This window comes from Massilia sp. (assembly GCF_046293535.1).
Classification (GTDB): Bacteria; Pseudomonadota; Gammaproteobacteria; order Burkholderiales; family Burkholderiaceae_D; genus Telluria.
This window is the reverse complement of the sequence record NZ_JBKBOV010000005.1, coordinates 139,622-159,892: the sequence shown is the minus strand read 5'-3', so window position 1 is coordinate 159,892 and position 20,271 is coordinate 139,622. Positions and strand designations below refer to the sequence as shown.

Genomic DNA, 20,271 nt, shown 5'->3' with positions numbered 1-20,271 from the left:
CGGGGTCCTTGTCATGACGAGCTCACAGGCTGTTGCTTTCTAGGGCGCGCCCTTGGCCTTGTCTCCAGCCTTGTCGCCGGCCTTGCTCTGGTCGCCCGCCATCACCACCGACAGCCTGGAAGGGATGATCGCCTTGCGAAATGCCGCGTTCAGTTGCGGCAGCGTGACCGCCATCAGCTTCGCCTCGAACTGGGCCGACCACTCATAGGTGCGGCCACGGTACAGGTAGGAAGTCCAGCCCGAGGCCAGCGCGGCGTCGTTGGTCCGGTTCTGGATGCGCTGCTGCATCAGGCCCGACTTGGCGTCGGCCAGTTCTTCGGCCGTGAAGCCGCCCTGCACCGCGCGCGCCAGTTCGTCGCGCACCGCACCGTCGAGCTTGCGCAGGTTCTGCGGCGCGGCGATCGCGCTGATCGAGAAGCTGCCGGCGCGGTCGAGGTTCCCCGGCGACAGGTCCGAGCCGCCGCCGTAGGACAGCCCGTCCTTCTGGCGGATGCGGTCCATCAGGCGCGATTTCAGGCCGCCCTCGCCGAAGATGTAATTGGCCAGCATCAGGGCCGGATAGTCCGGGTCCTCCACGTTCAGGTCGAGGTTCATGCGCGCCAGGTAGAAGCCGTTTTCCTTGTCCGGCGTATCGAGGGTCCTGGCGATGGGCGCGACCTCGGCATGCGTGCGCAGCACCGGCGCCACGTTGGCGGGGGCTTTCCAGTTGCCGAACAGCTGCTCGACCAGCGGCACGATCTCCTTCGGATCGAAGTCGCCGACGATCGCCATCTCGGCCGGATGGGTGTTGTAGTAGTCGCGGTGGAAGGCGACGATGTCTTCCAGGCGCGCCGCCTTGACGTCCTCGAGGTCTTCCTCGAGCGTGTTGGCATGGCGGATGTCGCCGCGCGGGTACTGGTTGAAGTGCGTGGCCAGGGCGCGCGACGCCACGCTCTGCGGTTCGGCGCGGCTGGCTTCCAGGCCGGTCAGGATCTGCTTGCGCAGTTGCTCGAACTCGGCCGCCGGGAAGGCCGGCTCGCGCAGCACGTGGGCCGCCAGCCTGAGCGCCCCGGCCAGGTTGTCGCGCGTGGTCTGGAAGCTGGTCGGGCCGCCCGCCATCTTGAGCTTGTCGAAGGCGTCGGCCAGTTGGGCGCGGCTGTACCTGGTGGTGCCGCGCGTGAGCATCGCCGACGACAGCGCCGACACCATGCCCTTGCCGAACAGGTTCTTCTCGTCGCCCAGATGCTGGTACAGGTGCACGGTGACGGTCTCGCCGCGGTTCTTCTTCGGCAGCAGCGCCAGCTTCACGCCGCCCGCGGTGGTCAAGGTGGTGCGCTTCATGATGTTGGCCTGGCTCGGGTCGAAGTCTTCCGACACCAGGCTGGAGTCGGACGGCTTGTAGTCCTTCATCACGGTCTCGACGCTGGGCGCGGGCGGGATCACGGCGCGCACCGGCGTATCCTCGGGAAGGAAGGTGCCGGTCACGCGGTTGCTGCGCACAAAGTAGCGGCCGGCGCTCGCGGCCACCTGGTCGGCCTTGACTTCCTTGATGCGCTCGCGGCCCAGGAAGTACAGGCGCCAGTCGCCCAGCGCGATCGCCTCCGACAGCGCCACGCCGAAGGCCTGGGCGTCGTTGACGCTGCGTTCGATCGTGTTGAGCCAGGACCGGCGCACGCGCTCCATCTCTTCGTCGGTGGGCGGGCGCTTCGCGAAACCTTCCACCGCTTCGGTGAGGGCTTCGCGCACCGGCTCGATCGGTTCGCCCTTCTTCACCACCGCGCCGAAGAACTGCAGGCCGGGCGCATAGCCGGTCTGGCCGAAGCTGAACACCTGGCTGGCCTTGCCGGTTTCCACCAGGAGCTTGTGCAGGCGGCCGTTCGGCGCGTCGCCCAGGATCTCGGACGCGAAACCGATGGCTTCCGACTCCTGCTGCAGGTCGGACGGGATCTTGTAGCCGAGCGCGACGATCTGCACGTCGCCCTGGCGCCGCACGGCGAAGCTGCGCTCGCCGTCCTGGGTCGGCTCGACGGTCCAGAACTGCGGCAGCGCGCGCTTGGGCTTGGGGATCGTCCCGAACAGGCGGTTGATCTGGGCCAGGGTCGCGTTCGGCTCGAACTTGCCGGCCACCAGCAGCACCGCGTTGTCGGGTTGGTAATAGGTGCGGTAGAAAGCCTGCAGGTTGGCGATTTTAACGTTCTCGATGTCGCTGCGGTTGCCGATGGTCGAGCGGCCGTAGCTGTGCCAGTCGTAGGCCACGCTCTGCATGCGCTTGAACAGCACCTGGGCGGGCGAGTTTTCGCCGCTTTCGAACTCGTTGCGCACGACCGTCATCTCGGAGGCGAGATCCTTCTGCGCCACCGGCGAATTGACCATGCGGTCGGCTTCCATCTGCAGCGCCCAGTTCAGGTTCTCGGGCGAGGCCTGGAACACCTCGTAGTAGTTGGTGCGGTCGAGCGAGGTGGTGCCGTTGAAGTCCATGCCGCGCCGCGCGAACTGGCCGGTGATGTCCGGGTTCTTCTTCGTCCCCTTGAACAGCAGGTGCTCGAGCAGGTGGGCCATGCCGGTTTCGCCATAGTTCTCGTGGCGCGAGCCGACCAGGTAGGTGACGTTGACGGTCACTGTGGGGCGTGAATTGTCAGGGAACAGCAGCACCTTCAGGCCGTTGGCCAGGCGGTACTCGGTAATGCCCTCGGCCGAGGGGCCGAGGGTGACGCCCTTCGGCAAGGGCGCACTCTTGTGCTGCGGCGCCGGCTGTTGCCGCGGCGCCTGGGCCGGGGCGCTCCAGGCGGCGCCGGCCATGATGAAGCAGAGGCTGCCGCTCAGCACCCGCGCGGCGATGCCGCGTTTGCAAGTCATTCCGTCCATGGTGTCCTGTCATGTTGGCAGGACAATGCCGTCCTGCATGTTCTTGAACAATGCAGGATGGTAACAGACAGGATGGCTACTGGCGGGCCCTCCGCTCGTGCGCTTGTTGATATGGACTAATACGGGACAATTCGCCCATCTCTTCCGCCAGGAATTCGAGCAGGTCGTCGGCGCTGACGATGCCGGACAGGCTGCCGCCGGCGTCGATGACGGGCACGCGGCGGATGCCGCGCAGGCGCATGCGTTCGATGGTCTCGTAGACGTCGTCGGTGTCGCGTGCGGTCAGCAGGTCTTCCGTCATGATGTCGCCCACCTGCAGGCTGGCCGGATCGAGGCCGGGGGCGATGACGGAGACGACGATGTCGCGGTCGGTCACGATGCCGACCGGGACGCTGGCGCCGTCGAACTGGTCGACGACGATCACGTCGCCCACGTGCAGGCGGCGCATCATGAGGGCCGCCCCCTGCACGGTTTCGTCACGGGTGCAGTGGGCGGCGTCGCTGGTGCAGATGTCGCGGATGTGCATGGCTCTGTTCCCCCTCTTCCGCTGATGGCAAAAGCTCGGACGGGTGGCCTGCAGGCACACCTGGATTCCCGCCTGCGCGGGAATGACGGTTCCGGCACCGCCGACACGTCGTTCCCGCGAAGGCGGGAAACCAATTCGGATGCGAAGCCGGGGCGTCTGCCCAAGCCAAATGAAAACTGGCGCTATGCATTCATCATAGCGCCAGTTGGCGAATCCGGAAGGGTGAAGCGGCCGGCCTCAGGCAGCCGGTTTCTTCTCGCCCGGTGCCGGCACGAAACACGCGTCCGCCACCTGCAGGTCGTTGTCCTTGGCGAAGTTGAGCAGGAAGTGGTAAGCCAGCGGCTCGATCTGCTGCAGTTCGCGGCTGACCACCACGGCCTTGACGCCGTTGACCACGGTCGGATGGACCCAGGGGGAGAACTGGAGGTGCGAATTGCGGCCGGCGGCGCCGGGGGCAAAGCAGGACATGACGCCGCACAGGCGCTCGGCCCAGTCGCTGGGGCGGAACTGCCTGCCTTTGCTCGTAATGCCCAGGATGAAAAACTCGTCCTTCAATTTTTCATCCGTGGTGTGCGGTAACTCGGCCATAGTGCTGCTTGCTGAAACAAGAATACTGCGTGGATGAGAACAACCTCAGCTCACTATTATATCTTATAGAAGACTCACGGACGAGACCCGATACACGCCGATACACGATATCGCTCAGCCGAGCCACACCACGCTCGACAGCAGGAGCAGCAGGATCATCCACAGGATCAGGGCCCGCCACACCAATCCGACCGTGCTCTGCAGCGCTCGCAGGTTCGGTTCCTCGCCCGGCAGCATCTCGGTGTCGCCGTCGCTCAGGTCGACCGTGGCGGCATCCGCCGGCAACAGTTGCGGGGCATTTTCGTTCGGCGTTCCCAGGCGCACGCCCATCGCCCCGCCGCCCGCGGCCAGGATGATGCCCTTCGACTCGTCGCTCCAGCGGCGCGCAAAATTGCGCCAGGCATAGATTGCGTCCTCGAAGTTGCCGACCACGGCAAAGGCCACCGCCGTCAGGCGCACCGGGAGCCAGTCGATCCAGTAGAACGCCTTGGCCGCGAACACGCCGAAGGCCTCGTTGCGCATGTGGTCGGGTTCGTTCCAGGCGCGCGCCAGGTATTCGGACACGCGGTACATCACGGCCCCGGCCGGCCCGAGCGGCATCAGGAACCAGAAGAATACGCCGAATACGTTGCGGTGGGTGGTGATCAGGGATTTTTCGACGGCGACCCGGGCGATCTCGGTGGCGTCCATGCCGACGGTATCCAGGCGGGTCCACTCGGCCAGCAACTGGCGCGCGCCGGCTTCGTCGCCCTGGTTCAGGGCCAGCTGGATCGAGGTGAAATAATGGCTGTAGTGGCGGAAACCCAGGGTCAGGTAGACGATCAAGACGTTCCAGGCAAAGGCCAGCAGCACCAGGTTGTAGTGCATGCAGACCCAGTAGATGAGCCAGGTCGGCAGCATCAGCGCCAGCATCATCAGGATCCAGCCCATGCGGCCATTCTTCTGCTCGCCCGCATTGAACCAGCCTTCGATGCGCATCGCGAAACCCTTGATGCCGGCGTAGACCTGGTTGTCGGCGCGTAGCGGCTTGAGCTGCTCGATGATCAGCGCGACGAGGATGGAGAAAAATGTCATTCAGGAATCCTTTTTTATTCTGGCAATACCATGCTGCCGCTACGATAACGGAGAAGGCGTCCGGAATCAAATCAGCGAGTGGAGGATTCTTTCAGGTAGGGTGGACGGCTTCGCCGTCCGCGCGTCCAACTCCCCGTCGCTTTGTGGCCGCGCATATCATGATTGAACGCGCGGACGGCATGGCCGTCCACCCTACGATTCTCGGCAATTCAGGCGCGCAGGAAGTGGTACAGGTTGCGCAGCATCGCCGCCGTCGCACCCCAGATGAAGTACTCCTTGTAGGGCATCGCATAGAAGCGCCGCGTGCCGCCGCCGTCCGGCAGGGCCACCGAGCGGCGCTCGTGGTGGGCGCCGGACATCAGGAAAGCGAGCGGCACTTCGAAGATCTCGGCGACTTCGCCCGGGTCGGCGCTCAGCGCGAACGGCGGCTGCACCAGCGCGACCACCGGGGTCACGCGGTAGGCGCTGATGGTGACGTGTTCGGGCAGCACGCCGATGATCTCGACGTGGCGGCGGTGCAGGCCGATCTCTTCTTCCGCCTCGCGCAGGGCGGTCTCGATCGGCGAGGAATCCAGCTCTTCGGCGCGGCCGCCCGGAAAGCTGATCTGGCCGGCGTGGCTCGCCAGGTGGTCGGTGCGGCGGGTCAATAGCACCGTGAGGCCTTCCGGACGTTCGACCAGCGGCACCAGCACGGCGGCGCGGCGCAGGCGCAGCATGGGGGCCGCCAGCGCTTCGTCGGAGGTTTCCGGATCCCAGGGCAAGGTGCGGGCGAAGCGCGCGCGCACGGCCGCGGCGCCCAGCAACTCGGGCGCGAGCGGCGCCTCGCCGGCCAGGCCTTCGACCGGCATCAGGGTGGGATCGAACACGGGCTTAAGCAAATCACATTTCCTTTGGCGGAAATGAAAAAGGCATCCTTGCGGATGCCTTTTTCAGTGCACAGACGCTATTACTCAGCAGCAGCAACGGTAGCTGCTTTGCGCTGCGGCAGCTTTTCCTTGATACGTGCCGATTTGCCCGAACGCTCACGCAGGTAGTACAGCTTGGCGCGACGGACGTCACCGCGACGCTTGACTTCGATCGAAGCGATCAGCGGCGAGTACAGCTGGAAGGTACGCTCGACGCCTTCGCCCGACGAGATCTTGCGAACGATGAAGTTCGAGTTCAGGCCGCGGTTACGACGCGAGATGACGACGCCTTCGTATGCCTGGGCGCGCTTGCGGTTGCCTTCGACGACGTTGACGCTGACGACCACGGTGTCGCCCGGTGCGAAATCAGGGATCTTGCGGCCGAGGCGCGCAATTTCTTCTTGCTCGAGTTGTTGGATCAGATCCATTTTTATTACTCCAAAAACCATCTTGCTGGCGCTGTACGGTTGCCCAGTAGAGGATGGGGTTGAACATGCGGGCAACATGCCCGCCGTTACATGCACACAAGGTACATTCTTACTCGGCAGGCTGGTTCAGCTCCGCCAGAAACTTTTCGTCGGCCTTCGTCAGCTGGCCGCTGGCGCGCGCACGCTCCAGTTGGTCCGGCCGCTTCTTCCATGTCGCCTCCAGCATGCGCTGGCGGCGCCATTTCATGATCTCGGCGTGGTTGCCGCCCATCAGGACCGGCGGCACCGCTTCGCCCTCGTAGACTTCCGGGCGCGTGTAGTGCGGCGAATCGAGCAGTCCGTTGACGAAACTGTCTTCGACCGCCGAGGCCTCGTCGCCCAGCACGCCGGGCAGCAGCCTGACCACCGCATCCATCAGCGCCATCGCCGGCAGTTCCCCGCCCGACAGCACGAAGTCGCCGAGCGAGATTTCCTCGTCCACGCAGCGGTCCAGCAAACGCTGGTCCACGCCTTCGTAGCGGCCGCACAGCACCACCAGTCCAGGTTCATCCTTCAGGGCCACCACGCGCTCGTGCGTCAGCGGCTTGCCCTGTGGCGACATGAACACCACGCGCGGCGCCGGCAATCCCAGCTCGACCTGGCGCTGCCTGGCGGCGCCGATCGCAGCTTCCAGGGGCTTGGCCAGCATCACCATCCCGGGGCCGCCGCCATAGGGGCGGTCATCCACGGTGCGGTGGCGGTCCTGCGTGAAATCGCGCGGGTTCCATATTTTCAGGCCCCAACGCCCCTGCTCGATGCCGCGCCGGGTCACGCCCGACTCCGTCAAGGCGGCGAACATCTCCGGAAACAGGCTCACGACGTCAAACTGCATCGGGACCTCGCTTCACGCGTTTCCTGCCACGCGGGTCAATAATCCAGACCCCAGTCCAGGGTAATCAGTTTCGCGCCCAGGTCGACCTTCTTGACGAAGTGTTCGACAAACGGCACGAGGCGCTCCGCCACTTTCGCGTCGGGAGCACCGGCATTGCCAGACGTCGCCGGAGTGATCCTGAGGATCGACTGCGCGCCGTTGTGCATCATGTCGGTCACCTTGCCGAGGGCTTCGCCCTGCAGGTTGACCGCATCCAGGCCGATCAGGTCGGCCCAGTAGTATTCGTCTTCTTCGAGCTTCGGGAACTCGCTGCGCGACACCTGCACCGCCGCGCCCTTGAGCGCTTCGGCGTCGTTGCGGTCGCGCATGCCGACCAGGGTGGCGACCACATCGCCGCCATGCATCTTTGCCGTGCGTACCGAGACGGAACGCAGGACCGGCTTGTCGAGCCACCAGGTCTTGACCTTCAGCAGCGCGTCGGCGTCAAGCGAGAACGGGGTGACGCGCAGGCCGCCCACGATCCCGAATGCACCGGACACATAGCCGACCTGGACCAGGTCGTCGGGAACTGCGTTCCCTTCTGCTGCCGAATCGGTCAAACCTTGTTACCTTGCGTGCTTGAATTAAGCAGCAGGCTTCTGCTGGGCGACCAGGCGAGCGACGGTCGGCGACAGTTGTGCGCCAACGCCTTGCCAGTGAGCCAGGCGGTCGGCAGCGATACGCAGGCCGACTTCAGCGCCCGAAGCCATCGGGTTGTAGAAACCGATGCGCTCGATGAAACGGCCATCGCGACGGTTGCGCGAATCGGTTGCAACGATGTTGAAGAACGGGCGCTTTTTTGCGCCGCCACGAGCCAAACGGATAACGACCATAATATTTCCAAAAAGTTGTATTGGACGGAGAAAGCCGACGATTATAGCGCGTAAGCCTAGATAGGGGCAAGCGTTTATAGCAACACGGCGGACACGCAGCGTGAGGTTCGGCGAATTGAGCATTATCGCCGATTTTTCGCCACAAGGCCACCGCCGGGGGCTTCCTTACTCTTCGCCCATCAAAATCCGCAACATGCGGGCGGGGTTGGCCAGGAAGTCGCGGGTGACGCGGTAGTGTTCCGTATCTTCGTAGGCGATCGGGTGGATGCCGCGCCCGCTGCACTCGTAGATGGTGGCGTTCGGGTAGGCCATCAGGATCGGCGAATGGGTGGCGATGACGAACTGGCAGCGCTGGCCGACCAGGTCGTGCAGGCGGCTCAGCAGGGCCAGCTGGCGCTGCGGCGACAGGGCGGCTTCGGGCTCGTCGAGCATGTAGAAGCTCTGTCCGCGGAAGCGCTCCATGAACAGGGTCAGGAAGGACTCGCCGTGCGATTGCGCATGCAGGGACTTGCCGCCAAAGGAATTGATGATCGGCGGGGCTCCGGGCCCCTGGTCGAGGCGCTCGATCTCGCTGCTGAGGTTATAGAAGCTTTCGGCGCGCAGGAAGAAGCCGTCGCGCGGGCGTTCGAAGCCGCGTACGAAGCGCAGGTGTTCGTGCAGGTTCGAATGCGATTCCCAGGTCGCGAAACGGAAGTTGCGGCTGCCGCCTTCGGCATTGAAACCCATGCCGACCGCGATCGCCTCCAGCAGCGTCGACTTGCCGGAACCGTTCTCGCCGACCAGGAAGGTGACGTTCGGGTGCAGGACCAGGCGCTCGAGGGAGCGGATCGCCGGGAGGGTGAAGGGAAACGCGGGCGGCTCGAGCGGCGCGCCCGGTTTGAGCTGGACTTCGGCCAGGTAGGAGCGCGTCTTGAGCATGAGCGGATGATCGGATGGGCTTGCGTTCTTGGACTGGCGGCGAATGGCTGGGTTCACGCAATGCGTGCCTTCCTTGCCATTTTGCACCATACTGCGGTTTTTCCTGAACTTTTGGCAATGCTCATGGCTGTCCAGCACAAGAACAAGACCATCGCCGCCCTGCTCGCCCTCCTGCTGGGCGGTTTCGGCGTCCACCGCTTCTACCTGAAAGGCGGCGCCGACCGCCTCGGGCTGCTGCACCTGTGCAGCCTGCCGCTGACCGGCATCCTGTGGGGCGCGGTGAAGCCGCACCCGTTCTACGTGCTGCTGCCGCTGCTGGTGTCCTACGTCGCCGGTTTCGTGGAAGGACTGGTCATCGGACTGACGCCGGACGAAGCCTGGGATGCGCAGCACAACAAGGGCAGCGGCAAGCACTCGCGCTCGAACTGGGTGCTGGCGCTGGTGCTGGTGCTGATCCTGGGGGTCGGTGCGATCGTGCTGATCGGGACCATCGCGCGGGTGTTCGACCTGCTGTATACGGGCGGGTCGTACGGCTAAGCAGGTGCAGGCTGGACTTGGATCCCGGCCTGCGCCGGGATGACGACTCAAAAGCTTGCCACTTACCTTAGAACCGTCGTAGGCCGGAACCCAAGTGTGTTTGCACTAAAAAGGGCCGCCGACGTCCGACTAGTCACGATCCTTGTCGTGCTCCTTGTCGTCGTCCTTGTCATGATCCTTGTCGTGATCATGGTGCTTGCCGAGCTTCCTGGCCTCGTCGACCAGGTCGTGCTGCAGGTGGTCGAGCTTGCGGGCGAAGATACCGAGGCGCTCCAGCGCGTCCTTGACAAAGGCCTTGTACTCGTAGAGCTCCTTCTTGTACTTGTAGGCCTTCTTCTTCCACTCCTCGCGCTCCTTCTTGTACTCGTCGCGCTCCTTGCGGTACTCGTCGCGCTCCTTCTTGTACTCGGCCCGCTCCTTCTTGCACTTGCAGTAGTCGCGGTCCCGGTCCTTGCCGTCATCCTTGCCGCCATCCCTGTCCCGGTCGCGGTCGTGGCCGCAATCCTTGTCGTGGTCGTGATCGTGGTGGTCGTCATAGTTCTCGATACCCATGATGTTCTCCTCGTCGAGCCGCTGAGTGTGGGATGGGCCGCGCGGCTCATGCACGGCTTGGGTACAAGTTAGTTCCGTAAGGATGAGCCCGCCTTGAGCCAAACTAAATATCGCTCGACATGTATTTAGGAAGATTTCCTTTGCACATCTTGCCTCACGGTCAAAGATTATTTGCCGCAAGAGATTGAATATGTGTAAGCGTCCCATGCATTCGGCTGCGCAATAAAAAAAGCGGCCCGCAGGCCGCTCCAAGGACGGTGTCGGCGCACCGCCAGCACTTCCACTGCGCTTACAGGCCCGCCGGCCAGCGATACTTCGGCAGCACGCGTGGCGCCGTGCCGCTGACGACGACGATCTCGCGCCCTCCGACCAACTCGATCTGGGCCGGGTCGCCAGTGTACGGGGTGAGCCTTTCGTTCTCGATCAGGTAGACACGAACCGGCCCCGCCAGCCCGGCCGTGCCCGCCGCCCCGAGGGGCTGGCGCCACAGCGCGAAGAACTGCCCCAGCGTGAACTGCCTCGGAACATCGCTTTCGATGTGCAGCACGCCGGTCACGTCGTGGGTATGCAGCTCGTAGGTACAGCCGGAACTGCGGCCGACATTGTCGGGCAGGCCCTGGCGCACGCCATCCTTGTAGATCGAGAGCAGGGAATGCACGTGGTAGCGGATCGTGTTCAGGCAGCCGATGTCGCTCACCGGGGTGCGGGTGGGCGGCGCAGTCCAGGCCGGCCAGCCGCGCGGGCTGTTGATGGTGCCGGCGACCAGTTCGGTATAGGTGTCGGCCAGCACGACCTCGGGCGCTGGCGGACTCGGCTGTGTTGGCGGCGGTGGCGGTGGCTCGGGCGGCGCCGGCGGCACCGGCTGCTGAGGCGGGCTGGGCGACACGGGCGGCGGATCGGCGGCAGTTGCGCCCCCCGTCGGAGTCGCTGCCGCCGCAGGCGGACAGCAGCAACATTGATGAAACCGCCAGGGCTGCATAAGGACATTTGCGTCGTAGCGTTGACAGCATATCGGCTCCCGTAGTGATGAGTAGGTGGAGCCAGCTTACGAACGCGGCCGTAACGCTTCGTTTGTCCAAAATCAAACTCAGCGGATGGCCATAAAAAAAGCGGCCCGCAGGCCGCTTCCGGGAGACAGCGTCGCGTTGCCGTCAGAACTGGTCCACTTCCAGCGCCAGCACGCCCGGCGCGCCTTCGACGATGGCGGTGCGCAGGCCAGGAGCGGTCGACAGCACGTGGTCGGCGAAGAAGCGCGCGGTGGCGATCTTCGCGCGCAGGAAGGACGCGTCGCCCTCGCCCGCCGCCAGCTTTTTCTGCGCCACCAGTGCGGCGCGCGCCATCTGCCAGCCGCCCAGCACGACGCCGGCCAGCTTCAGGTACGGCACGCTGCCCGCGAACACGGCGCGCACGTCAAGCTTGGCATTGGCCACGACGAAGTCCACCACCTGCTCGAGCGCGGTGGAACCCAGCGCCAGCTGGCGGCGGATCGCGGCGAACTCCTCACCCTGCAGCTCGCCCAGTTGCGCCTCGACCGCGCGCACCTGCTCGATCAGCGACTTGGCCACGGCGCCGCCGTCGCGCACGGTCTTGCGGCCCACCAGGTCGTTGGCCTGGATCGCGGTGGTGCCTTCGTAGATGGTGAGGATCTTGGCGTCGCGGTAGTGCTGGGCCGCGCCGGTCTCTTCGATGAAGCCCATGCCGCCATGCACCTGCACGCCGTCGCGCGCCACGTTCTCGCTCATCTCGGTGGACCAGCCCTTGATGATGGGGACCAGGTATTCGTAAACTGCGAGATTGGCCTTGCGGGTCGCTTCATCGGCGTGGTTGTGCGCGATGTCGGACAAGGCGGCGCCGACGTAGGCCAGCGCGCGCGCCGCCTCGGTCTGGGCGCGCATCGACATCAGCATGCGGCGCACGTCCGGATGGTTGATGATGGCCACCGGGCCCGGCGAGCCGGCCACTTCGCGCGACTGGACGCGCTCCTTCGCAAAAGCGACCGCCTGCTGGTAGGCGCGGTCGGCCAGGCCGACGCCCTGCATGCCGACGCCGAAGCGGGCCGCGTTCATCATGATGAACATGTACTCGAGGCCGCGGTTCTCCTCGCCCACCAGGGTGCCGATGGCGCCGCCGTGGTCGCCGAATTGCAGCACGGCGGTCGGCGAGGCCTTGATGCCCAGCTTGTGCTCGATCGAGACGCAATGCGCGTCGTTGCGCGCGCCCAGCGAGCCGTCGGCATGGACCAGGAACTTCGGCACGATGAACAGCGAGATCCCCTTCACGCCCGCCGGCGCATCGGGCGTGCGCGCCAGCACGAGGTGGATGATGTTCTCCGCCATGTCGTGCTCGCCGTAGGTGATGAAGATCTTGGTGCCGAAGATCTTGTAGGTGCCGTCGCCCTGCGGCTCGGCGCGGGTGCGCACGGCGGCCAGGTCGGAGCCGGCCTGCGGCTCGGTGAGGTTCATGGTGCCGGTCCACTTGCCGCTGATGAGCGGCTCCAGGAACAGCTTCTTCTGCTCATCCGAACCGGCGGTGAGCAGCGCCTCGATGGCGCCGTCGGTCAGCAGCGGCGCCAGCGCGAAGGACAGGTTGGCCGCATGCAGCATTTCCATGCAGGGGGTCGCGACCAGCTTCGGCAGGCCCTGGCCGCCGAATTCGCCCGGGTGCTGGATGCCCTGCCAGCCGCCGTCGGCAAACGCGCGGAAGGCGTCGCGGAAGCCCTTCGAGGTGGTGACCGACCCATCCTTCCAGAAGCTCGGCTCCTTGTCGCCGGCGTGGTTCAGCGGGGCGATGACTTCGCCGCAGAACTTCGCGCTTTCCTCGAGCACGGCATCGACGGTGTCCGGGGTCGCGTCTTCGCAGCCGGGCAGCTGGTTGATCTCGGCCAGGTTGGCCAGTTCGTTCAGCACGAACTGCATGTCTTTCAGCGGGGCTTGATAGCTCACCTTTGTCTCCTGTGTAAATCTGTACGCTAGATGCAAAAACGTCGTTCCGGCTGGCGAGAACCCACTGCTCCAGTTGCGGCCACCTGCCTTGGCATGTCATCCCCGCGCAGGCGGGGATCCAATTCCCGTGCGCTGAGACGAAGCATGCTGTAGTGGTATCGCTTGAAAACTTGGGTTCCCGCCTGCGCGGGAACGACGGATCATGCTTTGGTGGTGGACTCCACCACAGGCGATTAGCCCAGTTCTTTCACCAGTTGCGGCACGACCTCGAACAGGTCGCCCACCAGGCCGTAGTCGGCCACCGAGAAGATCGGCGCTTCCGGATCCTTGTTGATGGCGACGATGGTCTTCGAGTCCTTCATGCCGGCCAGGTGCTGGATCGCGCCGGAGATGCCGACCGCGATGTACAGGGTCGGGGCGACGATCTTGCCGGTCTGGCCGACCTGCCAGTCGTTCGGCACGAAGCCTGCGTCGACCGCGGCGCGCGAAGCGCCCATGGCGGCTTTCAATCTGTCGGCCAGCGGCTCGAGCAGCTTGAAGTTCTCGGCCGAGCCGATGCCGCGGCCGCCCGAGACGATGACCTTGGCTGCGGTCAGTTCCGGACGGCTTGAGGTGGCCAGCTCGCGGCCGACGAAAGCCGACTTGCCGAAGTCGGCTACCGGCGCGATCTGTTCGACCAGGGCCGAACCGCCGGTGCTTGCTGCATCGAACGCGGTGCCGCGCACGGTGATGACCTTCACGCTGTCGCTGGATTGCACGGTGGCGATGGCGTTGCCGGCGTAGATCGGGCGCTCGAAGGTATCGGGCGACGCGACCTTGGTGATTTCCGAGATCTGGGCCACGTCGAGCTTGGCGGCCACGCGCGGCAGGATGTTCTTGCCGTAGGCGGTGGCCGGGGCCAGGATGTGCGAGTAGCCACCGGCGATCGCCAGGATCTGCTCGGCGACGTTCTCGGCCAGGCCGTCGGCGAAGTGCGGCGCGTCGGCGACCAGCACTTTCGCCACACCCGCGATCTGCGCGGCGGCTTCGGCCGCGGCGCCGCAATTGGCGCCGGCGACCAGGACGTGGACTTCGCCGCCGCACTGGGCGGCCGCGGTCACGGTGTGGTGGGTAGCGCCCTTGAGGGAGCCGTTGTCGTGTTCTGCAATGACGAGTGCGACCATGTTCTTTTCCTAATCTGATTAGATGACTTTGGCTTCGGTGCGCAGCTTCTGCACCAGGGTCGCCACGTCGGGCACCTTGACGCCGGCCGAGCGCTTGGCCGGCTCGACCACTTTGAGGGTCTTCAGGCGCGGGGTCACGTCGACGCCCAGGTCTTCCGGCTTGACGGTTTCCAGCGGCTTCTTCTTGGCCTTCATGATGTTCGGCAGCGTGACATAACGCGGCTCGTTCAGGCGCAGGTCGGTGGTGACGATGGCAGGCAGGGTCAAGGCCACGGTTTCCAGGCCGCCGTCGACTTCGCGGGTCACGGTCACTTTGCCGTCTTCCAGCACCACTTTCGAGGCGAAGGTGGCTTGCGGCCAGCCCAGCAGCGAAGCCAGCATCTGGCCGGTCTGGTTCGAGTCGTCGTCGATCGCCTGCTTGCCCAGGATGATCAAGTGCGGCTGCTCCTTGTCGGCCAGCGCCTTCATGATCTTGGCCACGGCCAGCGGCTCGGTCTCGACGCTCGTCTCGACCAGGATGCCGCGGTCGGCGCCGATCGCCATGCCGGTACGCAGGGTTTCCTGGCACTGGGCCACGCCGACCGAGACCGCCACCACTTCGGTGACCTTGCCGGCTTCCTTCAGGCGCGTGGCTTCTTCCAGCGCGATCTCGTCGAACGGGTTCATCGACATTTTGACGTTGGCGATATCCACGCCGCTGCCGTCGGATTTGACGCGGACCTTGACGTTGTAGTCGACCACGCGTTTGACGGGTACCAGGACTTTCATAGGGTGCCTTTAGAGAATGGAATTGGGTGACAGACGAAATGGCCTAGATTATATGAGAAATTCGGCTTCAGGTCGAAATTAAAGCACGATCGTGCGATTTCCTGCTAGAGGTTTTCTCCTAAACTTGTGAGCGCACAAGCGCCGGCCTACATTGCGGCGCGCACTTCGGCTTCGGCCCGGGCCCAGCTCTGCGCCAGTTGGCGCCGCACGAGGGCATCGGTCCTGCCCTGCGCCGCCAGCGCCTTGTCCAGTCCATGCAGGGCCCAGCCGCTGCCCGGATGGCGCGCCAGGTCGGCACGGAAGCTCGCCTCCGCCTCCTGGTAGCGGCCCGCGCGCAGCTGCATCGCGCCCAGGCGCAGGCGCGGGCCGCTGGCCAGCATCGGCGGTTCAGCGCGGTTGGCATCGAGCGCCGCCTCAACGGCCTGGGCCTGCAGCGCCAGCGCCGCGTCCACCCGTCCTTCGGCAAAGGCCAGTTCGGCCGCCAGTTCCTTCGCGGCGCTGCCCGCCAGGCTGCGCAGCATGCGCGGCAGATAGTCCTTGCCGGGATGCCTGGCCACCAGGGCCTCGGCCTGGGGCTGGACGCGCGCCAGCGCCGCACGGGCGCCGGCCAGGTCCTCGGTGCGCGCCATGGCGATGCCGCGCGCGGCATCGGCCAGCACGGGCGCCAGGCCCTGGTCGCCCGAGGCCGTCGGCTCGCGCAGCAGCGCGTCCCAGCGTTGCAGGTGCAGCAGGGTCAGGAGCGGCAGGCTGCGCGTGTATTCGGCGTAGGCATGCGCACCCTTGGCGCGGCCGGCGGCGGCGCGCGCGGTCTCGAGCGCCAGTTCGCCCCGTCCTTCCATCAGCGCGCCGAACCACTGGAAATGGGTATTGTGGCCGCGCCAGTCGAAGGCGACCGAAAAGCCCTGGCGTCCCAGGTCGGCCATCAAAGCCTCGTCGGCGGCCACGGCGAGCTGGTTGACGCGGGTCGCGTCGGCGTAGCGCCCGACGTGGGCATAGGTGTGCGAGGGCATGTGCAGCAGGTGCGGCGACTTCGGCGCCAGGCGCCCGAGCCGGTCCGCCGCGGGCACGGCGCGCGCCGCCACCGGCACCGCGTCGACGGCATGGATCATGTAGTGGTTCAGCCCGACGTGATCGGGCCTGCGCGCCAGCGCCGCCTCGATCAGGTCGGCGACCTCGCCCACCCGGCCGGAAGGCTGGCCGTTCGCCTCCGCCCACCATTCCTGGTCGGTCGCCACCAGTTCGGCCTCCGCATACAGCGTGAGCACGTCGGGGTCTTGCGGATGGCTGGCGAGGATCTCGCGCAGGCGCGCCGCATAGGCGACGTCGCGCGGATCGGCCGGCTCGCTGCGCGCATTCGCGCCGGGGGCGCGGCAGACCTCGAGCGCGGGCAGCACGGCGCCCTGCGCGCTCGCATGGCCGTAGCGCAGCGCCAGCGCGTCGATCAGGGCGCGGTCGCGGCTGGACGTGTTCCTGGCGTGCTTCAGGGCATGGTCGACGTAGCGGATCGCTTCCGTCAGGTCGCCGCGCTTGGGATTGTTGATGTTGGGGCCGAGCTGCCAGGCCACCGCCCAGGCGCACATGGCGCAGGACGGGTCTTGCGCCAGCGCGGCCTTGAAGGCGCGGATAGCTTCGGGCCGGTTGAAGGCATAGGCTTGCGCCATTCCCTGCGCGAACAGGGGCCGCGCCGCCGCGTTGGCGCGCGAGGGCTGCAGGCTGGCCTCGCCATAGCCGTCCAGCAGCGGCGCCTTTGCACCGCGGTCGACCGCCAGCGGCGGCGCGACAGTACAGGCGCCAACCAGCGCCACGGACAATGCAAGCGTGCCAAGGCGGCGCACAGGGATGGAGCGGACGAGATGGCGCATGTGGGCGACTGTGGGCTCGAAAATGTCGATTCTGCCACAAGCGAGGCCGTGGGAAACGGCTTTATTGTCGGGCCCAGCCCGGGCGCCTCATGGGGCCACGCCGCCGGAGGAATGTGAGGCAAAAAAACAAGGCCTTCACGAATTCCGGGATCCGGCTTTCGAGAAGGACCTTGATACCCGGCGCGGCGCGCCAGGACTGCTGCCAGGCGTCGTGCCCGGCCTTACTTGCGTTGCATCCAGAACGTGAATTCGCCGTTCTCGGCGGTGTGCGCCAGCAAGGCGTTGCCGGTTTGCTTGGCGAACGCCTGGAAGTCGCGCACGGAACCGGTATCGGTGGCGACGATGCGCAGCACCTGCCCGCTTTCCATCTCGGCGAGTGCCTTCTTGGCTTTGAGGATCGGCAACGGACAATTCAGTCCGCGCGCATCCAGGTCTTTCTGGAATTCCATGGTGTCAATGTCGAGTGTAGTGTCGCTCATCGCATGCCTGCAAAGTAGATGGTGCTCGGAAGTCGAATACTACTCCCTTTTCCGCAGTATGACGCAGCGCACCAAAATAGTCACACATTGTTGCATGTCTGCAACCGATTGTGAAATTATCTATGCTTGCGCACCATGGCAAGTCACAAGCGACACCAAACGGCACCGCCATGGTGCGACACATGGTAAGTGCGGGCCTCCCGCCCGATTGCAAGCAGGCAGGTGCATGCCTGCCCTGCCGCCTACTGCTCCACCAGTTCGACCCGCCGGTTTTTTTGGCGGCCGGCATCCAGGCGGTTGGAGGCCAGCGGCGCGTACGAGGCCACGCCTTTCGGGCTCAGCCGACGCGCGTCGACCTTGTAGCCCTCGGCCAGCGCCCTGGCCACGGACTCGGCACGCTTCTGCGACAAGTCCAGGTTCCGGGTCAATTCCCCCTGGTTGTCGGTATGGCCCACGACAAAGACCTTCAGCTTCGGATCCTGCTGCAGCATCTTTGCCATCTCGGCCAGTGCAGGTTTCGATTCCGGCTTCACCTCTGCCTTGCCGGTGTCGAAGTACACGCCGTACACGGCGACTTTGCCTTCGCTGGCAATACCCTTGGCCATGTCGGCCGCGTTCAGGCTGGCGGATACCTTGCCGCCTTCCATCGGCTTGCCCTCGACGATTTCCTGATACACGGCGCCGATGTGGTCCTGCACCGGGGCCACCACCCACACCGCCACATGCATGGGCGTACCGTCGGGGCGGGTGCCAGTGGCGAGCAGGTAGCGTCCGTCCCCCCTGCCATAGTTGAACGGCGCCCAGCTGGCTTCGCCTCCCTTGATGAAGCCTTGGCCAATCCGCTTGTCGAGGAAGTGCTCGCCCATGCCTTCGCCACAAGCTTCCCTGGCACAGGCAAACACCACCTTCAGCCCGGCACGTTCGAGCGCCGCCTGGTAGTTGCGCATGACTTCAAGCGACGAACGCTCCTTGGGGTAGTTATAGGCGAGGCGCGTCACCTTCCCTTCGACCGCCAGCGTCTTCTCGAACATCCACTTGCGATCCTTGCTGAAGTAGCGCTTCCCCGCCGGGAGCGCCGCCTCATCGAATTCCTTGACGTCATGGCCGACCAGCCTGGCACCGTCGAAACGCGACAGTAGCGGGTGGTCCTTGCCCCCCTTGACGGTATCTTCCGCCGGCATCCTGGCGTAGGCCAGCGATACCGATCCCATGCAAACCAGCAGTCCCAACATCCGATAAGCGCGCATATTTGTTTCCTGGAAACGGTTGAACAGCGGGCGATTCTAGGGTGAGCTTGTGTTGACAGCAACAGATAGTCATCGTGCATGGCCAACCGTGCGCGACCATGCGTGCTGCATGGCCGGGGTGCCGGCACCAATAAAAAGGCGCTGTCAACCTTAACTATGGATGAGGGCCGAACTGCTGAGCTGCTCCATAGTCAAACGCCTGTCACCACAGACGGGAACGACCATGCGCGCACCGCATTTCAAGAAGTGGTTTGCCAGGCTCCCTGCACTGAACCTGCCCCAGCGCCTGCAGACGCTGGCCGCCCTGCATCCCGCTGCCGGGCTGGACCAGGCGATTGCCCTCATCGGCCAGATCGGTGCAACGCGGCGCCGCTGCCCCAGTTGCGCATGCGAACGTTACTACCGGCATGGGCAAGCCAATGGCCTGCAGCGCTACCGCTGCCGCGCCTGCGGCCGCACCTATAACGACCTGAGCGGCACACCGCTGGCGCGGCTGCGGCTGCGCGAAAAATGGCTCGATTACCTGGGCACCGTGATCGACTCGACGTCGGTGCGCGCTGCAGCCAAGAAAGTCCGGGTGCACCGCAACACCGCCTTTCGCTGGCGCCACCGCTTCCTCAAAGGCCCGGAGCAGGACCAGCCACAGCGCCTGGGCGGCATTGCCGAGGCCGACGAAATGTTCATGCTGGAATCGCAAAAGGGCGCGCGCAAGCTGGACCGTCCGGCTCGCCGGCGCGGCGGGCGCGCAGGCAAGCGCGGCATCTCACGCGAGCTCGACTGCATTCTGGTCGCGCGCGACCGCAGTGGACAGACCGTCGATGCCGTGGTCGGCCGCGGCGCCTTGACGGCAGCGCAGCTGGAGCGCCACCTGCTGCCCAGGCTCGAGCGGCAGGTGCTCCTGGTCAGCGACGCGCACGCCGCTTATCGCAGTTTCGCCCGCAAGCACGGCATTGCGCACGAGGCGGTTAACCTGCGCGCCGGCGTGCGCGTACGCCGCGGCCTTGCCGGCGCAATCCATGTCCAGAACGTCAACGCGTACCACCAGCGCTTCCGGCAATGGCTGAGCCGCTTCCGCGGTGTCGCTTCGCGCTACTTGCCGAACTATCTTGGATGGCGCCGGGCGCTCGATGGAGGACGGATCACGACGGCGGAGCAATTACTGCGCATCGCGATCGGAGTCATCCATAGCGAACGGTGACAGCGCCAAAGAAAAAGCCCGCTTGCGCGGGCTTCCAATTCCTGAACGGGCGCGGAGCCCCTGGTTCAGATGGCGCGGATTTCGCTCGCCTTGTCGCCCTTGGGGCTGCTGGCGCGCATGAAGGACACGCGCTGGTTTTCCGACAGGCTCTTGAAGCCATCGGACTGGATGTCCTTGAAGTGCGCGAACAGGTCGCCGCCGCCTGCGTCAGGGGTGATGAAGCCGAAGCCTTTGGCGTCGTTGAACCATTTGACGGTGCCGGTTTGAGTAGTCATGTAGATACCTTGAATGTGATGAGGCAAAGATGCCGGAATGCACAGGCAAGCAAGAAGGATGCAACTGAAGAGAATCAAACAGGACTGCCGGATGGCAAGACGGGAGAGAGACCAACGAGGACGACGACTTGATGTGTGCCCGATTGAAGATACAGGACTTCGCCCGCTTTACCTAATGATTTCGTTTTTATTTCACTGCCGCGTGCAGAACTTGCCAGCCTG

The 20,271-nt window shown here is 65.1% G+C and carries 21 protein-coding genes; 2 read left to right on the top strand and 19 right to left on the bottom strand.

Features of this window, described 5'->3' with window-relative positions; translation table 11 throughout:
* Positions 1-39: 39 nt before the first annotated feature.
* The 10 genes from ACK4S9_RS04905 to ACK4S9_RS04860 form a co-directional block, all read right to left on the bottom strand.
* The gene (locus ACK4S9_RS04905; protein WP_409722260.1) at positions 40-2,844 is read right to left on the bottom strand and encodes a M16 family metallopeptidase; all 2,805 of its coding nucleotides are present in this window, start codon (positions 2,842-2,844) and stop codon (positions 40-42) included.
* 76 nt (positions 2,845-2,920) lie between these two features.
* Positions 2,921-3,370, bottom strand: coding sequence for a CBS domain-containing protein (locus tag ACK4S9_RS04900; RefSeq protein WP_409722257.1), 450 nt, complete (start codon positions 3,368-3,370; stop codon positions 2,921-2,923).
* Between the two features lie 237 nt (positions 3,371-3,607).
* Positions 3,608-3,958 carry a DUF3579 domain-containing protein gene (locus tag ACK4S9_RS04895; protein WP_409722254.1) on the bottom strand — a complete coding sequence of 117 codons (351 nt, stop codon included), beginning with the start codon at positions 3,956-3,958 and terminating at the stop codon, positions 3,608-3,610.
* 114 nt (positions 3,959-4,072) lie between these two features.
* Positions 4,073-5,032 carry a CobD/CbiB family protein gene (locus ACK4S9_RS04890; RefSeq protein ID WP_409722251.1) on the bottom strand — a complete coding sequence of 320 codons (960 nt, stop codon included), beginning with the start codon at positions 5,030-5,032 and terminating at the stop codon, positions 4,073-4,075.
* Positions 5,033-5,241: 209 nt separating this feature from the next.
* A complete protein-coding gene (locus ACK4S9_RS04885) occupies positions 5,242-5,910 on the bottom strand; it encodes a CoA pyrophosphatase (protein WP_409722249.1) in 669 nt (222 codons plus the stop codon).
* Positions 5,911-5,978: 68 nt separating this feature from the next.
* Entirely contained in the window at positions 5,979-6,365 is a 387-nt protein-coding gene (rplS, locus tag ACK4S9_RS04880; protein WP_027864878.1) for a 50S ribosomal protein L19, read from the bottom strand.
* A 109-nt stretch (positions 6,366-6,474) separates the two neighbouring features.
* Positions 6,475-7,236 (bottom strand): tRNA (guanosine(37)-N1)-methyltransferase TrmD, encoded by a 762-nt coding sequence (trmD, locus tag ACK4S9_RS04875; protein ID WP_409722245.1) that lies wholly within the window; start codon positions 7,234-7,236, stop codon positions 6,475-6,477.
* A 35-nt stretch (positions 7,237-7,271) separates the two neighbouring features.
* Complete coding sequence (rimM, locus tag ACK4S9_RS04870; protein WP_409722242.1) at positions 7,272-7,835, bottom strand: ribosome maturation factor RimM; 564 nt, start codon at positions 7,833-7,835, stop codon at positions 7,272-7,274.
* Between the two features lie 24 nt (positions 7,836-7,859).
* Positions 7,860-8,108 (bottom strand): 30S ribosomal protein S16, encoded by a 249-nt coding sequence (rpsP, locus tag ACK4S9_RS04865; RefSeq protein WP_123071958.1) that lies wholly within the window; start codon positions 8,106-8,108, stop codon positions 7,860-7,862.
* 165 nt (positions 8,109-8,273) lie between these two features.
* Positions 8,274-9,026, bottom strand: a complete 753-nt coding sequence (locus ACK4S9_RS04860; protein ID WP_409722304.1) for an AAA family ATPase — start codon at positions 9,024-9,026, stop codon at positions 8,274-8,276.
* Positions 9,027-9,149: 123 nt separating this feature from the next.
* On the opposite strand from ACK4S9_RS04860, the gene ACK4S9_RS04855 reads away from it, so the two are divergent.
* Positions 9,150-9,563, top strand: a complete 414-nt coding sequence (locus ACK4S9_RS04855) for an NINE protein (RefSeq protein WP_409722240.1) — start codon at positions 9,150-9,152, stop codon at positions 9,561-9,563.
* A 129-nt stretch (positions 9,564-9,692) separates the two neighbouring features.
* Here the strand turns inward: ACK4S9_RS04855 and ACK4S9_RS04850 are convergent, their stop codons facing one another.
* The 8 genes from ACK4S9_RS04850 to ACK4S9_RS04815 form a co-directional block, all read right to left on the bottom strand.
* The gene (locus tag ACK4S9_RS04850; RefSeq protein WP_409722237.1) at positions 9,693-10,115 is read right to left on the bottom strand and encodes a hypothetical protein; all 423 of its coding nucleotides are present in this window, start codon (positions 10,113-10,115) and stop codon (positions 9,693-9,695) included.
* Positions 10,116-10,404: 289 nt separating this feature from the next.
* Positions 10,405-11,001, bottom strand: coding sequence for a hypothetical protein (locus tag ACK4S9_RS04845; protein ID WP_409722234.1), 597 nt, complete (start codon positions 10,999-11,001; stop codon positions 10,405-10,407).
* Between the two features lie 265 nt (positions 11,002-11,266).
* Entirely contained in the window at positions 11,267-13,057 is a 1,791-nt protein-coding gene (locus ACK4S9_RS04840; RefSeq protein ID WP_409722231.1) for an acyl-CoA dehydrogenase, read from the bottom strand.
* 233 nt (positions 13,058-13,290) lie between these two features.
* Entirely contained in the window at positions 13,291-14,220 is a 930-nt protein-coding gene (locus ACK4S9_RS04835) for an electron transfer flavoprotein subunit alpha/FixB family protein (RefSeq protein ID WP_409722228.1), read from the bottom strand.
* A gap of 18 nt (positions 14,221-14,238) precedes the next feature.
* The gene (locus tag ACK4S9_RS04830) at positions 14,239-14,988 is read right to left on the bottom strand and encodes an electron transfer flavoprotein subunit beta/FixA family protein (RefSeq protein ID WP_409722225.1); all 750 of its coding nucleotides are present in this window, start codon (positions 14,986-14,988) and stop codon (positions 14,239-14,241) included.
* Positions 14,989-15,134: 146 nt separating this feature from the next.
* Entirely contained in the window at positions 15,135-16,850 is a 1,716-nt protein-coding gene (locus tag ACK4S9_RS04825; protein ID WP_409722222.1) for a hypothetical protein, read from the bottom strand.
* Between the two features lie 221 nt (positions 16,851-17,071).
* Entirely contained in the window at positions 17,072-17,299 is a 228-nt protein-coding gene (locus ACK4S9_RS04820) for a sulfurtransferase TusA family protein (RefSeq protein ID WP_091876271.1), read from the bottom strand.
* A gap of 272 nt (positions 17,300-17,571) precedes the next feature.
* Entirely contained in the window at positions 17,572-18,576 is a 1,005-nt protein-coding gene (locus ACK4S9_RS04815) for a DUF4892 domain-containing protein (RefSeq protein ID WP_409722219.1), read from the bottom strand.
* Between the two features lie 223 nt (positions 18,577-18,799).
* On the opposite strand from ACK4S9_RS04815, the gene ACK4S9_RS04810 reads away from it, so the two are divergent.
* The gene (locus ACK4S9_RS04810; RefSeq protein WP_409722216.1) at positions 18,800-19,774 is read left to right on the top strand and encodes an IS1595 family transposase; all 975 of its coding nucleotides are present in this window, start codon (positions 18,800-18,802) and stop codon (positions 19,772-19,774) included.
* 65 nt (positions 19,775-19,839) lie between these two features.
* On the opposite strand, the gene ACK4S9_RS04805 is transcribed toward ACK4S9_RS04810, so the two are convergent.
* The gene (locus ACK4S9_RS04805; RefSeq protein WP_409722213.1) at positions 19,840-20,049 is read right to left on the bottom strand and encodes a cold-shock protein; all 210 of its coding nucleotides are present in this window, start codon (positions 20,047-20,049) and stop codon (positions 19,840-19,842) included.
* Positions 20,050-20,271 lie beyond the last annotated feature (222 nt).

Excerpts from the sequence above, each read along its gene's own strand:
- rpsP (WP_123071958.1), bottom strand. The coding sequence starts at position 8,108 with ATGGTCGTTATCCGTTTGGCTCGTGGCGGCGCAAAAAAGCGCCCGTTC.
- ACK4S9_RS04855 (WP_409722240.1), top strand. The coding sequence starts at position 9,150 with ATGGCTGTCCAGCACAAGAACAAGACCATCGCCGCCCTGCTCGCCCTC.
- ACK4S9_RS04815 (WP_409722219.1), bottom strand. The coding sequence starts at position 18,576 with ATGCGCGCTTATCGGATGTTGGGACTGCTGGTTTGCATGGGATCGGTA.
- ACK4S9_RS04890 (WP_409722251.1), bottom strand. The coding sequence starts at position 5,032 with ATGACATTTTTCTCCATCCTCGTCGCGCTGATCATCGAGCAGCTCAAG.
- ACK4S9_RS04830 (WP_409722225.1), bottom strand. The coding sequence starts at position 14,988 with ATGAAAGTCCTGGTACCCGTCAAACGCGTGGTCGACTACAACGTCAAG.
- ACK4S9_RS04810 (WP_409722216.1), top strand. The coding sequence starts at position 18,800 with ATGCGCGCACCGCATTTCAAGAAGTGGTTTGCCAGGCTCCCTGCACTG.
- rplS (WP_027864878.1), bottom strand. The coding sequence starts at position 6,365 with ATGGATCTGATCCAACAACTCGAGCAAGAAGAAATTGCGCGCCTCGGC.
- ACK4S9_RS04895 (WP_409722254.1), bottom strand. The coding sequence starts at position 3,958 with ATGGCCGAGTTACCGCACACCACGGATGAAAAATTGAAGGACGAGTTT.
- trmD (WP_409722245.1), bottom strand. The coding sequence starts at position 7,236 with ATGCAGTTTGACGTCGTGAGCCTGTTTCCGGAGATGTTCGCCGCCTTG.
- ACK4S9_RS04835 (WP_409722228.1), bottom strand. The coding sequence starts at position 14,220 with ATGGTCGCACTCGTCATTGCAGAACACGACAACGGCTCCCTCAAGGGC.
- ACK4S9_RS04900 (WP_409722257.1), bottom strand. The coding sequence starts at position 3,370 with ATGCACATCCGCGACATCTGCACCAGCGACGCCGCCCACTGCACCCGT.
- ACK4S9_RS04860 (WP_409722304.1), bottom strand. The coding sequence starts at position 9,026 with ATGCTCAAGACGCGCTCCTACCTGGCCGAAGTCCAGCTCAAACCGGGC.
- ACK4S9_RS04905 (WP_409722260.1), bottom strand. The coding sequence starts at position 2,844 with ATGGACGGAATGACTTGCAAACGCGGCATCGCCGCGCGGGTGCTGAGC.
- ACK4S9_RS04805 (WP_409722213.1), bottom strand. The coding sequence starts at position 20,049 with ATGACTACTCAAACCGGCACCGTCAAATGGTTCAACGACGCCAAAGGC.
- ACK4S9_RS04820 (WP_091876271.1), bottom strand. The coding sequence starts at position 17,299 with ATGGAATTCCAGAAAGACCTGGATGCGCGCGGACTGAATTGTCCGTTG.
- ACK4S9_RS04850 (WP_409722237.1), bottom strand. The coding sequence starts at position 10,115 with ATGGGTATCGAGAACTATGACGACCACCACGATCACGACCACGACAAG.
- ACK4S9_RS04825 (WP_409722222.1), bottom strand. The coding sequence starts at position 16,850 with ATGCGCCATCTCGTCCGCTCCATCCCTGTGCGCCGCCTTGGCACGCTT.